General features: G+C 63.0%; 10 protein-coding genes. 6 read left to right on the top strand and 4 right to left on the bottom strand.

The features are described 5' to 3' along the window. Positions 1–13: 13 nt before the first annotated feature. From FHS84_RS00755 to prfB, 4 genes are all read left to right on the top strand, one after another. Complete coding sequence (locus tag FHS84_RS00755; protein WP_166929272.1) at positions 14–1,321, top strand: N-acetylmuramoyl-L-alanine amidase; 1,308 nt, start codon at positions 14–16, stop codon at positions 1,319–1,321. Between the two features lie 30 nt (positions 1,322–1,351). After that, positions 1,352–3,997: a penicillin-binding protein 1A gene (locus FHS84_RS00750; RefSeq protein WP_166929270.1), complete on the top strand. Its 2,646-nt coding sequence runs from the start codon at positions 1,352–1,354 to the stop codon at positions 3,995–3,997. Positions 3,998–4,148: 151 nt separating this feature from the next. Then, positions 4,149–4,691: a glycine zipper family protein gene (locus FHS84_RS00745; RefSeq protein ID WP_166929268.1), complete on the top strand. Its 543-nt coding sequence runs from the start codon at positions 4,149–4,151 to the stop codon at positions 4,689–4,691. 1,008 nt (positions 4,692–5,699) lie between these two features. Continuing rightward, positions 5,700–6,831, top strand: a protein-coding gene (prfB, locus tag FHS84_RS00740) for a peptide chain release factor 2 (protein WP_425061550.1) whose coding sequence is annotated in 2 segments (ribosomal slippage) — positions 5,700–5,765 and positions 5,767–6,831 — 1,131 coding nt in all. Because the reading frame shifts where the segments join, the coding sequence is not laid out codon by codon here. A 54-nt stretch (positions 6,832–6,885) separates the two neighbouring features. Here the strand turns inward: prfB and FHS84_RS00735 are convergent. The 3 genes from FHS84_RS00735 to FHS84_RS00725 form a co-directional block, all read right to left on the bottom strand. After that, a complete protein-coding gene (locus tag FHS84_RS00735) occupies positions 6,886–7,443 on the bottom strand; it encodes a bactofilin family protein (protein ID WP_166929264.1) in 558 nt (185 codons plus the stop codon). Then, positions 7,430–8,845 (bottom strand): peptidoglycan DD-metalloendopeptidase family protein, encoded by a 1,416-nt coding sequence (locus FHS84_RS00730; RefSeq protein WP_166929262.1) that lies wholly within the window; start codon positions 8,843–8,845, stop codon positions 7,430–7,432. The genes FHS84_RS00735 and FHS84_RS00730 overlap by 14 nt, the downstream gene beginning before the upstream one ends. Positions 8,846–8,994: 149 nt before the next feature. Beyond that, entirely contained in the window at positions 8,995–9,459 is a 465-nt protein-coding gene (locus tag FHS84_RS00725) for a peroxiredoxin (RefSeq protein WP_166929260.1), read from the bottom strand. Between the two features lie 127 nt (positions 9,460–9,586). Between FHS84_RS00725 and FHS84_RS22140 the strand changes: the two genes are divergently transcribed. Continuing rightward, on the top strand, positions 9,587–12,985 hold the full coding sequence (locus tag FHS84_RS22140) for a YhdP family protein (protein WP_166929258.1): 3,399 nt from the start codon (positions 9,587–9,589) through the stop codon (positions 12,983–12,985). 26 nt (positions 12,986–13,011) lie between these two features. Here FHS84_RS22140 and FHS84_RS00715 read toward each other — a convergent pair whose 3' ends face one another. Next, positions 13,012–13,446 (bottom strand): hypothetical protein, encoded by a 435-nt coding sequence (locus tag FHS84_RS00715; RefSeq protein ID WP_166929256.1) that lies wholly within the window; start codon positions 13,444–13,446, stop codon positions 13,012–13,014. 424 nt (positions 13,447–13,870) lie between these two features. On the opposite strand from FHS84_RS00715, the gene FHS84_RS00710 reads away from it, so the two are divergent. After that, positions 13,871–14,065, top strand: coding sequence for a Thivi_2564 family membrane protein (locus tag FHS84_RS00710; protein ID WP_166929253.1), 195 nt, complete (start codon positions 13,871–13,873; stop codon positions 14,063–14,065). Positions 14,066–14,087: the final 22 nt, after the last annotated feature.

The raw sequence follows: 14,087 nt of genomic DNA, 5'->3' as shown, positions 1-14,087 counted from the left end.
CGGTCCGGGTGCCATGCGATTGATGCGGGAATGCGTACTTGCCGCCATGGCCGTGCTTTTGATCGGCTCGGCCGCCGCCCAGTCTCCCCAGACGGTCGACGATGTCATCGACAAGGTCCTGCGCGACGCTCCCAAAGCCGACACCCGTCCGGTCCAGCAGCCGCGCGAACCGATGGTGATCGGCGTCCGCGTCGGCCAGCATGACGACCGCACCCGGTTCGTGGTCGAGTTGTCCGAACCGATCGCGATGCGCACCTTCACCCTCAACACCCCCAACCGGGTGGTGATCGACATGCCCTCGGTGAAGTGGCACCTCGAGGGCCCGCCGCGGACCGGCGGCTTCGGTGCCGTGAGGAGCTACCGCTACGGCACATTCCGGAAGGGCAATTCGCGTTTCGTGATCGATCTGGCCCAGCCCGTCGCCGTGGGCGAGCCGATGGTGCTGGAGCCGGTCAACGGCTCCGGCTATCGCGTCGTGTTCGACCTGTTTCCGACCACCCAGGCCAAATTCGACCGCACCGCCGGCTGGCCGTCCGACCTGCGCGCCCGCGATACCGCGGCCCAGCTTGCCGCCCTGCCCAAGAACCCGCCGCCGCTGCGTAGCCGTATCAAACGGGTGATCGTCATCGACCCCGGCCATGGCGGCACCGATCCTGGCACCCATTCCGATGACGGGCAGGCCGAAAAAGACCTGGTGCTGGCGGTGTCGTTGCAGCTCGAGCGCGTGCTCCTGGCGCGGGGCTATACCGTGCACATGACACGCGATAGCGATGTTGCCGTAGAACTGCCGGAGCGCCGCGCCATCGCCCAGAGCTGGCACGCCGACTTGCTGATTTCGATCCACGCCAATTCGCATCCCAACGAGGGCGTGTCGGGGCTGTCGATCTACACCCTGTCGGAAAAGGGCTCCGACGCCGAGGCGCGCGCCGTGGCGAAAAAGGAAAACGAAGCCGACAAGCGCTCCGGCGCCGAGCGGGCGGGCGACAACGATGTCGCCTCGATTCTGCTGGCCCTGTCGCAGCGCGACACCATGAACAAATCTTCACGTTTCGCCGAGGCGGCGATTGCCTCGCTGCGCAGCGAAACGGACATCTTGCCACACAAGCCGCACCGCGATGCTGCGTTTCTGGTGCTGAAATCGCCGGAAGTCCCTTCGGTCCTGATCGAACTGGGCTACATGACCAATTCGGACGAAGCGAGGAAGATGCAAACCGACAGCTGGCGCGCTAGAGTTGCCCGCGCCATTGCGGCGGCCGTGGACCGCCAGTTCATGACCGCGGCGGAAGCCGGACCGGCAGCGGTTCGCGCTTCGGATGAATAGTGTCAACGAAGCGGTTTTTCAGCAGTTCTCATGAGCAACGATTCCGACGATCTTCCGCGGCCTGGTTCGATACCGGGAGCAACGCCACCGTCCGGCTCGCGCGAGACGGCGCCTTGGGAATTGGGGCGGCCGGATGGTTTCGGCGACCGCCAGGTAGGTGGTGACAGTTACGGTCCCGAAGATGACGACCCGCCGCCACCGCCGCGCCGCCGCCGCCGTTTGCCGACGTTCGGATCGCTGGGCCGCTTCCGCGGGCATCGCATTGCGCTCTATGCCGGACTGAGCCTGCTCGTCCTGGTCGGCGTGGTTGCCCTCGGCACCGTCGGCTATGTCTGGTGGGTGACGCGCGACCTGCCCAGCGTCAAGGATCTGCAGAATTACGCGCCGCCGGTGACGACCCGCGTCTATGCCGGCGACGGCACCCTGATCGGCGAATACGCCCGCGAGCGGCGCGTCTTCGTGCCCATCGCGTTCGTGCCCAAGCTCGTCATCAACGCCTTCACCTCGGCGGAAGACCGCAACTTCTACAGTCATCCCGGCATCGATGTGTCCAGCATCCTGCGTGCCGCGATCAAGGATGTCGGTCGCGTGGCGGCGGGCAAGCGTCCCGAAGGCGGTTCGACCATCACCCAGCAGGTGGCGAAGAACTTCAAGCTCAATGCCGACGTCAAGCTCAAGCGCAAGATCCAGGAAGCCGTGCTCGCGCTGCGCCTGGATTCGGCCTATTCGAAGGACAAGATCCTCGAGCTCTATCTCAACCAGATCAATCTCGGCCAGAACTCCTACGGCGTCGCTGCGGCGGCGTTGAACTATTTCGGCAAATCGCTCGATGAACTGACGATCTCCGAAGTGGCGTTCCTGGCGGCGCTGCCCAAGGCGCCCAGCCATTACGATCCGCGCTACCATTACGAGGCCGCCATCAATCGCCGCAACTGGGTGATCGGCCAGATGGAAGAGAACGGCTACATCACCCGCGAGCAGGCCGACGCCGCCAAGGCCGAACCCTTGCGCGCCAACACCCGGCCGCTCGGCAGCCAGACCCAGGACGCGCAGTACTTCGTCGAAGAAGTGCGCCGCCAGCTTTATTCCAAGTTCGGCGGTTCGCAGCTTTACGACGGCGGCTTGCAGGTCCGTTCCACGCTCGACGCGCGGCTGCAGAACTACGCCGTGAACGCGCTGCGCATGGGCCTCGTGCGCTACGACCGCCGTCACGGCTGGCGCGGCGCCAAGAAGAGCATCGACGTCACCGGCGACTGGAAGGCGGCGTTGACGGGCCTCGGCAATCATTCCGGCATCGAGAGCTGGGATATCGCCGTCGTGCTCGGCTATCGCGGCAACGATGTGCGCATCGGACTGTCGAACGGCGAGGCGGCGATCATTCCGTTCAAGGAGCTGCAGTGGGCGCGGCCGCAGCTCGCCAACATGGAAGTCGGCGCCGCGCCGTCCAAGCCGCAGGCCGTCGTCAAGGTCGGCGACGTGATCTACGTCGAAGCCATCGACAAGCGCGGCAATTACGGCTTGCGTCAGGTGCCCGAAGTCAACGGCGGCATCGTCGCCATCGATCCGCATACCGGGCGCATTTTGGCGCTGTCGGGCGGCTTCTCCTACGACTCCAGCCAATACGACCGCGCCATGCAGGCGCTCCGGCAGCCGGGTTCGACCTTCAAGCCGTTCGTCTATGCCGCCGCGCTCGACAACGGCTTCACGCCGACCGCGAAAATCCTCGACGCGCCGTTCTGCATGCAGCAGGGGCCGGGCATGCCGATGTGGTGTCCGGAAAACTTCGAGAAGCACTTCATCGGGCTCGCCACTATGCGGCGCGGCATCGTTCTGTCGAAGAACCTGATGACCGTGCGCCTGGCGCAGGCGGTGGGCATGGACAAGATCGCCCCCATCGCCGAACGCTTCGGCGTCTACAATCATCTCGATCCGCTGCTGGCCAATTCGCTCGGCTCGACCGGCACGACGCTGCTCAGGATGACCACCGGCTTTGCCGAGTTCGTCAACGGCGGCAAGAAAATCCAGCCGTCGCTGGTCGATCAGATCCAGGACCGCAACGGCAAGACCATCTGGCGTCACGACGAACGCAAATGCGACGGCTGCAATGCCGAATGGCACAGCCAGTCCGAGCCGCTGCTCGACGATACGCGCGAGCAGGTGATGGACCCGCGCACCGCCTATCAGATCGTCTCGTTCCTGCAAGGTGTGGTGCAGAACGGCACCGGCGTCACCGTCGCCAGCGTCGGCAAGCCGTTGGCAGGCAAGACCGGCACCTCGAACGACAGCCGCGACGTCTGGTTCATCGGCTTCTCGCCCGATCTCGCCGCCGGCGTTTATGTCGGCTTCGACAATCCGCGCACGCTGGGCAAGCGCGAGCAGGGCGCAACCGTTGCCGCGCCGATCTTCCGCGATTTCATGAAGGGCGCGCTCGCCGACAAGCCGGCGACGCCGTTCCGCGTGCCGCCGGGGATCGAGTTCGTCAACGTCGACCGCCTGACCGGTGCCGTGGTTCCGCCCGGCACGCCCGGCTCGATTCAGGAAGCCTTCAAGCAGGGCTCCGCGCCCGGCGAACCCGGTGCGCCGCCTCCGATGGTGATCGGCGGCGACCAGCCTGCCACCACCGCCCCGACCTCCGGCGCGACCGGTGTGGAGGAGGGAACGGGCGGGCTGTATTAGGCTGGCAGCCATCTTGACGTTGCGAGATCAGCGCGCCGCCCGGCGCGCTTTTCTTTTGCACAGCCGCGCGCCTGAACCGGAATTCATCTCCAGCAGTTCCTCTCTTCGGCAGGGAAAGCGTTCTGTCTCGGGACGTGATGGAGAATGTCGGATGAAAGCACAGGCAATCGTGGCCGGGGTTATCGCAGCGGTAATCGTGTCCGGGTGCGCCACCCGGCCGGAAGGGCCGGATGTTGCCGTCGCGCCGGGCCCCGGCAAGTCGTGGGACGCGTTCCAGCACGACGATTATGTTTGCCGCGATTTCGCCGACGGCCGCGTTGCCGGCCGGGCTGAGAACGCCAATGACCATGCCATCCTCACCACCATCCTCGGTGCCGGTCTCGGCGCGGCGCTGGGCGGAGCCATCGGCGGCGGCAATGGCGCCGGCATCGGCGCGGCGGCCGGCGGCGTCGGCGGTGCCGCATACGGCAGCAATCAGACCGAACGCTCGCAGTACGGCATGCAGCGCCAATACGATATCGCCTATGCGCAATGCATGGCTGCCAAAGGCAACGACGTCCCGCCGCCCTTCGGCTACCGCCACCGCCGCGACGACCGTTACGATGATCGCGACCGTTACGACGACCGCAGCCGCTACGACGATCATGGCCGCTACGACGATCGCGACGACGGCCCTCCGCCGTCGCGGGATTGAGCGAGCCGCGCAGCGACGGTCCGCCACCATCGAGAGACTAAGCGAGCCGCGCAACGACGGCTCGCCACCGTCGAGAGACCGAGCGAGCCGCGCAACGACGGTCCACCACCGTCGAGAGACTGAGCGAGCCGCGCAACGACGGTCCACCGCCATCGAGAGACCGAGCGAGCCACAGTGACGCGCGATTAAAGGCAGTGAGCCCACGCCCACCTTGTCTGCGTCGCAAGTTCTGTCTCGCGAGCGCAGAAGACCGTGCCCACTTTTCTGCCCCACACGGGCGCAAGATTTCATCCACCGGCACTAGGACCGTGGGGGGAAGTGTCAGCCTGCGCGTAGGCGCAGGATGACAAGGGGGGCTCGTTACACCATAGATTCACGCGAAGACGCGGAGCGAACGTTGCCCGTAAATGCACCCAACTGTCTCCCCAATTCACCGCCTGCACCGCTTTGATCCGTCTACCTCTGGTCCCTTCAGCGCAAATTTCTCGGGAATGTGCAGAGCCTGCCTCTTGCCTAACTTGAAGACCTTTGCGCGGGCCATGACTGGCTCCCCGTATCTGCGCGTTGTAATCCGTCCGCCATCAACTCCGCCCTTGTCGTTCCGCAACGCGTGCCTACATCTACGTCGAGTCCGTCCGGCTGTTTGTCTTGTGAATGGTCCTGAGAATGAGGTGCGGCTCGGCGCCCGCAAATGCGTTCCGATATCAGCGCCGGAAGCGAGACGATTTTGGAGGCCGGGCAGGAGTTTGGTACCGATTTAGAAGGCTTCGAATTCGATTCCGGTCGTTGCAAAAATTGAGTAGGCCCCTCCCACCGAAAACGTGAAAACGAATGTACCGGGGGGGAGGGGGGGAGCCCTTCGGTGCGAATCCGAAAATCAAAGATCAAGCGGTTGCGGTTTGCGGCTTAAACGAGAGCAGATGTTGAGACCCACGGCCCGATGAGGCAATTGCGCTCCGCCCCTCGAACCCCTATATCCCGCTCCCCAACCCTTTGATTTGGAAGACCATGCGCCCCGAAACCGAACGCGCCATCGACGAAATCCAGCAGGCGATTGCCCTGCTGAGGAGGCATCTTTGACTGGGACAGAGCTGTCCGCCGTCTCGATGAACTGAACGCCAAGGCCGAAGACGCCTCGATCTGGAATGATCCTCAAGCCGCGCAGAAGATGATGCGCGAGAGGCAGAAGCTGGAAGCCGGCATTGCCGGAATTCGCCGCCTCGAAAACGAACTCAACGACGGGCGCGGCCTGATCGAAATGGCCGAAGCCGAGGGCGACGCCGCCATGATCGCCGACGGCGAAGCCACGATCGCCGCCATCGCCAAGGAAGCCGAGGCGCAGCGCCTCGAATCCATGCTGTCGGGCGAAGCCGACGGCAACGACACTTATCTCGAAATCCATGCCGGCGCCGGCGGTACCGAAAGCCAGGACTGGGCCGAGATGCTGCTGCGCATGTACACGCGCTGGGCCGAGCGCAAGGGCTACAAGCTCGAGTGGCTGGAAGAGAGCGAAGGCGAGGGTGCCGGCATCAAATCGGCGACGCTCCTGGTGAAGGGCCCGAACGCCTACGGCTGGCTCAAGACGGAGCAGGGCGTGCACCGGCTGGTGCGCATCTCGCCGTTCGACGCCAATGCGCGGCGGCACACCTCGTTCTCGTCGGTGACGATCTATCCGGTGATCGACCAGACGATCGAGATCGACATTCCCGAAAAGGACGTGCGCATCGACGTCTATCGCGCCTCCGGTGCGGGCGGCCAGCACGTCAACAAGACCGAGAGCGCGGTGCGCATCACCCATCTGCCGACCGGCATTGCGGTGTCGTGCCAGACCGAACGTTCGCAGCACCAGAACCGCGCCAATTGCTGGGAGATGTTGCGGTCGCGTTTGTACGAGATCGAGCTGAAGAAGAAACAGGACGAAACCGGCGCCTTCGTCGGCGAAAAGTCCGACATCGGCTGGGGCCACCAGATCCGCTCGTATGTCTTGCAGCCCTATCAGCTGGTGAAGGACCTGCGTACCGGCGTCGAAAGCCGTTCGCCCGACGACGTGCTGGACGGCGATCTCGATCCCTTCATGGCCGCAGCCCTGGCGCAAGCCATCGGCGGCAAGAAGGCCGAGAACATCGAAGATCTCGAATAAGCAAAACCCCGCCGCGGTCGCCCGCAGCGGGGTTCTCTATCTCGTACGGGCCGCTTACGACTTCAGCGGCGTGAAGGTCGCAGCCGGAGCGGCATTGGTGGCCGGACGGGACACCAGCGTCGGGGCCGCGGGCTCGTGGTGCGGCACGGGCGTCGGAGCCGAAACGGCGGACGGCACGGCGGCTTTCTCGGCGACGTCGGCCAGTGGGTTTTCGGCGTGGCGGCAATTGCCTTCGAAGTAGGCGCCGGTTTCCACCGCGAATGCTTCGTGCAGGATGTTGCCCTGAACGCGGCAGGTGGCGGCGAGCAGCACCTTGCGGGCGCGGATCGCACCTTCGACGCGGCCGCGGACGGTCACTTCCTCGGCCGCCACGTCGCCGTGGATGAGGGCCTTCTCGCCGATCACGAGGCAGGCGGCGTAGACGTCGCCTTCGACGCGGCCATCGATCTGGACGTCGCCGGTCGACTTCAACGTGCCGACGACCACAAGGTCGGAGCTGATGATCGACGGAGCCGATGGCACCCGTGGCTTGTTGCGCGCGGCCGCCGGGTTCTGCATCGGCGGCGGAGGCGCCGGAATCGTGACTTTTTCGTCTTTCCTACTGGAGAACATATCGCCCTGCCTCGATGAAGTTTCTCGGATTCCTCACCACATCGTCGTACCAGATCTCATAATGGACATGCGGTCCGGTGCTGCGTCCGGTCGATCCGAGTTTTCCGACCGGTGCGTTTTCTCCCACCCTGGTCCCAACATGCACCAGGATCGACGACAGATGTGCGTATCTCGTGTGAATACCGTAGCCGTGATTGATTTCCACCATCTTACCGTAGCCACCGCGGTAATCGGCCCAGACGACCACGCCCGGCGCAGTTGAACGCACCGTGGCGCCGGTCGGCCCCGACCAGTCGACGCCGGGATGGAAGGCATAGCGGCCGGTGAAAGGATCGACGCGCGCGCCGAAGCCGCTGGTCCGTTCGAACGCGGCGCCCGCAACCGGGGTGGTCAGCGGAACGTGCTTCAGGCCGCCCAATAGCTCGGTCATTTCGGTGAGCTGGGCCGACGATTTCAGATAGGCCTGCTGGAAAGCCGTATCGCTGACGCCCTCGATGGAGACAGCCGACAGCGGAATTTCCGGTCCGCCGACTCCTTCGCTGCCCCGCACGCGCTGTGTGAACTGATCGGGGTTGATGCCGGTACGTTTCAAAATGGAACGGATGCTGGTGATGCCTTCTTCCACCTGTCCCTGCGTGCGCGCCATCAGCATGGTTTGGCTGGCGCTGAGACGGCGAATGCGCTCGGTCTGGAACGCGAGCTGCCGCAACACCGGATGGCGCGCGATCACCTCGGGCGAGATATCGGCGGTTTGGCGGCGGCCGAAGATTGCGCCGGCAAGGCGGCCGACGGTGGAGCCGAAATCGAGCATGCTGGCTTTGGTCGGCTTGGCTGAACGCGGCTGCGGCTTGACCGGCTGCGGCGTGACGGTGAAGTCCGACGATCCCGCAGTGCTCTGGATCGCCGACGGCGGGGGAGGCGCAGCGTCCAGCGCATCGCCGGGTTTGCCGCCGTCAAAAACTTCATGCGCCGCTTGGCCGGTCGTATCACGCCGGTTGAGGATCGCGTCGACCTCGCGTTTGCGGCTCAGCACGTTCCAGATGATGTTCTGTTTGGTCTGCAGCTCGTCGGCCACTTCCTTGAAGCGGTCTTCCGCCGTCACCAGCGCGCCGTTCGATTCTTCGTAGGAAGTCTGCAGGTCGGCGACGCGGATTTCGTAGTTCTGGACGGTTTGCTGGAAGCGATGATCCTTGGCCGCGATGATGCGGTCCTTGAAGATCACGTTGACCGTGGCGAACGCGACCCAGCCGAGGAAAATCAGGCCGAGGCCAGCGAGCGTGGCTTGAAACACAGGGCTGAACGTGAAGAACTGAACCCGCCCATCGCTGCGGATATAGACTTGGCGTTCAGGAAAAGTCTCGTGTAGCCACGCCCAAGCGCGCTCCAGGAGCGACTCCGCCATGTCACCACTTCCCTTTTGGGCGTCTTTTTGAGCGCCAACCCCAAGTGACGGCATTTCACCGAATTCCCGGCGCTTGTTCAAGCTGTTGCCCCAGAAAAAGGAGCGCGCGGTTAATCGCGGAGGGAAAAGTTTGCGCGAGTTTGTCGCACTCAAAGCTCTCCTGCCGCTGCGAGCACGGCCTCCGCATGGCCATCAACTTTAACTTTCCGCCAAACCGCCCGGATTTTGCCCGCCTTGTCGATCAGGAAGGTCGCCCGTTCCATTCCCATGGATTTGCGGCCGTAGAGCGTCTTCTCGATCCAGACACCGTAAGCCTGCGCCATCTTTGTTTCGGGATCCGACCCGAGCATGAGCTTCAGGCCGTGTTTATCCTTGAAACGATCGTGGGAAGTTGTGCTGTCTTTGGAAACACCGATGATTTCAACGCCGAGATCCTGGAATTTCTTGGCCAGCCGGGTGAAATCGATAGCCTCCCGAGTGCAACCAGTGGTGTTGTCCTTGGGGTAGAAGTAGAGGACAAAGGGCTTCCCCCTAAGGCTGGCGAGCGATACTTCGCCGCCCCCATCGGTGGCGAGTTTGAATGCGGGTGCTTTGTCGCCGGGCTTGAGGTCCATTCGTGTGCCAGAGTTTAGGTGGTGAACAGGCCGTTAAGCTGTATAGGCGATACTGTGCGTTGCGGCGCGATTCCGCGCAATACCCGGCGGCACGGGCGGCGCGGATCTTGAAGGGGCGGAAACCTTAGTGAACCCGATCGCACTGCTGCGGCAAAAGGTCAAAGCGCACCATTTCGGTCGCGCAGGACTGGTTGCCGCCGGTATCGCAGCCGCTTTTCTCCTGTTCGTCATCGGGGCTGGTATCCGGCTTCTGATCGGGCCGGTTTCGCTTGGACCGTTTGCCGGATCGCTCGCCGATGCGATCGATCGCGCGCTGCCGGGCATCACCGTGAAATACGACCAAGCGGCGGTCGAGTGGGAGCGGGACGAGGGCAAGATCAATCTCGTCATTCTCGGCACCCGTGTGTTCGACCGCGACGGCCGCATCATCGCTCAGGCGCCCAAGGCCGATATCGACATTGGCGCAGGTCCCTTCTTGCGAGGGAAAATAGAAGTCCGGCGGATCATCCTGGTCGGCGTGCAACTGACCCTGGTGCGGACAGCCGACGGCGGTTTGCGTCTCGGTGTCGGCAAGGACCGGCAGGAAGAAGACATCCTTAAGCGCATCCAGGACGCGCTGAAGGAAAGCAAGGGACCTTCCACCCTCGACAGCTTCGCTGTCCGGCGGGCGCGGCTCGCCTTTTACGACGAAAGTACGAAACTCTTCATCGTGGCGCCTCGCGCCGACTTCTCCCTGCGCCGCAAGGGGAGCGATCTGTCCTCGGTCTTCAATGCCGAGATGGAGATCTCCGGCTTTCCGGCGCGCGTCAAAGGCGACGTCGTGTTTCCGTCCGACGCCCGCCCGGTAACCGGACATATCGCGGTGACCGGATTGTCGCTGCATTCGCTGGCCGCCAACTCGAACGCTTTCGCGGCAGTCAAGAACACGGCCCTGAAGCTTGATCTCGACGGGACCTTCACGATCGACGGTCCCAAGCTCGTTGCTGCTCATTTTGCTGCGGCCGGCACCGGGACCTTCGCTGTGCCCGATGTCAGCAATGGCGACGTGCATGTGTCCCACCTCGCCGCCAAGGGGCATTATGACGGCATTAAGCAGCAGGTGGTGCTCGACGAGGCCACGGTCGACGCTGACAAGATCAAGACTCGGCTGCGTGGCCGCCTCGGCTTCGCGGTCAATCCGGCGGGCGACGTTACCGGACTTTCCGGCGAATTGCGGATCGGCCGGATCGGCGTTGCTTGGCCGGGCGTATTCGCCAAACCCGTCGATTTCGATAGCGTCGATCTCAAGGGGACATGGGAGCGCGCCACACGCAAGTTCCTCATCGAGAAGCTGGCGATCGGCGGAGCTCCGTTCAGCCTTCAGGCATCGGGGCAGATTGCGCTTGTAGATGGTCAGTCCGCCGGTGTCGATCTGACGGGCACGATCGGGGCGATGAAAGTCCGCGATCTGGTGCGCTATTGGCCGCTTGGTGCCGCCCAGGGTGGGCGCGACTGGGTCGATGCCAACATGCCCAACGGCACCGCAGGGCCGGTAAATTTTGCGATCCACTTCGCTCCGGGAATACTCGATCAGCCGGCGCTGCCGCCTGAGGCGATTGCGGTAAAGTTCCCCGTCAGCAACGCCGAAGTGATCTACATCAAGGGCCTCACGCATCTGACCGAGGTCAGTGGCACCGCGACGGTGACCGGCAATTCGTTCTCTGCCGATATCGCTTCGGGCCGTATCGGCCCGTTGAGCATAAAGAACGCGCGCTTCGAGATTCCGAACTTCAGTGCGGCAGAGGAGATCGGCGTCGTGACCGGCCGCGTCCAGGGCGCAATGCCCGACGTGCTGGCGCTGGTCGACATGGGAAACCTGCGGTACCCTTCGCGCTTCGGGGTCAACGTTGCTAGCTCCAAGGGTGAGGCTAGTGTCGATCTCTCCATCAAAATACCGCTGCTGAAATCGGTGACGGTCGATCGCATCGGTCTCGATATCAGGGCGCAGGTCACCGGTTTCGGTCTGCTGCTCGGCAAGGCGACACAGCTCTCCGACGGCAATGTGACGTTCGCCATCACCAACGACCGGCTGAAGGCGACGGGCACGTCCGGCCTGGGCGGCTCGGCTTCGCGGCTGGCGCTGGAATGGACGGAGGAATTCTCCGCCAAGAACCCGATCACGACCCGCCTTTCGATCAAGGGGCAAGTCGACGATACCGCTCGCGCCACGCTTGGTCTCAAGCTCAAGGATTATCTGAAAGGACCGATCGGCATTACGGGGACGCTGACGGGGCGTCGTGGCGCACTGCAACAAGGCAACCTTACGCTCGATCTGACGCCTGCGGTGGTGACGTTGAACTATATCGGCGTCAACAAGCCTGCCGGCTTCCCGATGACGATGCGGCTCGCCGCCGGTTTCGCTGCCGAAAGCACGCTCGACACCATCGGCATTCGTGTCTCCGGACCGGGCACTTCGATCAATGCCAACGCCAAATTCGAAGGTGGTCATCTGGCGGTACTACAGGTGCCGTCGAGCCGGCTGGGGCCGCAGAACGATTTCTCGCTGACGTTGACGCGCAACGCTTCGGGCAGCGATCTCACCATTCGCGGCCGGTCGCTCGACGGCTCGCGCATCGGTGCACAAGGGGCTGGTGGCGGTGACGCCAAGTTCGACGAACCCTTCCGCATCTCTGCCCATCTCGACCGGCTGATGCTGCGTGACGGCGTGGCGATTTCGAACTTCGCTCTCGACATGGTGGGGATCGCCGACCGCACCGCTACGCTGTCGATGTCGGGCAATCTGTCGAAGTCCGCCGCGATCTCGATGAGCATCGCGCCGCAGGACGGTGGACGGCGTCTTACCGTGTCCGCCAGCGACATGGGGCTCCTCCTGCAAGGGCTTTATGGCTTCACCAGCATGAAGGGTGGCAAGCTCGATATTGCGGCCACTTTCCCGACTGCCGCCGATCAGCCGACGCCCGCCAACGCCCCCGATTTTCAGGGCAAGGCGACGCTGAAGGATTTCCGAGTTCTCAAGCAGCCGTTCCTGGCGCGTCTGTTCACCGTCGGCTCGCTGGTTGGTCTCGCCAATCTGATGCAGGGGCAAGGTGTCGAGGTGTCGACGCTGGAAGTTCCGTTCTCGTCCAAGAACAGCGTCATCTCGGTGCACGATGTGCGCGCTACCGGGCCCGCGATCGGCATTTCGGCGGACGGTTATATCGACCGACCCAAAAACGTCATTGCTCTCAAAGGCTCGCTGGTGCCGCTGTTCGGCATCAACAGCGTGCTCGGCAATATCCCGCTCCTCGGTACGCTCATCACCTCGAAAGAGGGCGAGGGCATCATCGGCATGACCTACAGCGTCACCGGCAACACCGACGAGCCGAGCGTGAGCGTCAATCCGCTCTCGGCGCTGGCGCCTGGCATCTTGCGCCGCATCTTCGAAGGCCGCATGCCCAATGCCGCCAACGCGCCGTCCAACAATCTGCCGCCTACCGCGGTACCGGTGCCGAAGCCGAAAGCAAAGCCGGCGCACGACGGCGATTAGTCGCCTGCGCTTCTCACTGCCAGGAACTATTTGTGGACGTTATCGGTGCGGTCATCTCGGTGGTCGGGCGGCGCGAAGTCCAGATTTTCGCCATCGGTTTGATGGAGGGGCCGGGCGACGACCCTGATCGGCAAGTCCGACAAATCGGCCTGTGCCTGAACTAGCATGTTGGCCGTGATCTGTCCGTGGGACATTGCTGCGATTTGATTGAGGCTCATAGTCTTGAAGAAATAGTACATCGTGTGCGCACGCAGCCCTGGAAAGTCCTTGTCCAGAACGGCACATCCCTCCAACGTCTCTGCGATTTCTTCGATCGGAACGTTGAGTGCCGAACTCGACGACACTAGTGCCGCAATTTTCTTCGGCGCGGTGACTTCCGTGACCGTCTGCGCCCGTAGCACCCCAGGCGTGAACGCAAGGGCGACCATCAACGAAGTTATCTGCATCGATCTGGAAGACATAGGCCTCCTCCACGTGCATTTTCTGATGAATACCGGTTTCCGCTTTTTTTAAGGGTGTCAGCGTCGTTCGGAGCGGCTCAGCGCATACAGCGATTCCGGCTGCTATATCAGCAATATAATTAAGATCATCCGACCGTTGGTGCCAGGACCGGAATCTACTCACAGATGGGGGCGGCCTAAACCACACACACCCAATGGGCATGAGTAATTTCCGAGCCTGTCTGCCGCAATGCTCTTCTCAGATAATGCTGTTGCCCGGAATGGTAACGGCGTCGCGGCCAAGCCGCGAGCAGGAACTTACGGGCCTATTTGTTCCGCGATGGACCGATCACCGCTCTAGAGGCGGCAAAGAAAGCGCGACGCGGAAGTTCGATCGCGCCAGACGGCCCGCGATTAAATCCTGCGAACTTCGAAGGAGATACTTATGCCGCTCATCACCCTTATTATCGTACTGATCGTCGTCGGCGTGCTGCTGTGGCTCGTCAACACCTACATTCCCATGGACAGCAAGATCAAGAACATCCTCAACGCCGTCGTTGTGATCGGCGTGGTGCTCTGGCTTTTGAGCGTGTTTGGTCTGCTTGCGGGCATTTCGAACATTCATGTCGGCAAGTTGTGACGGATTGAATCTGCTACATCGT

Origin of the sequence: Rhizomicrobium electricum (assembly GCF_011762045.1) — a bacterium.
Classification (GTDB): Bacteria; Pseudomonadota; Alphaproteobacteria; order Micropepsales; family Micropepsaceae; genus Rhizomicrobium; species Rhizomicrobium electricum.
The sequence above is the reverse complement of the archived record's forward strand: the minus strand, read 5'-3'. Positions and strand labels throughout refer to the sequence as shown.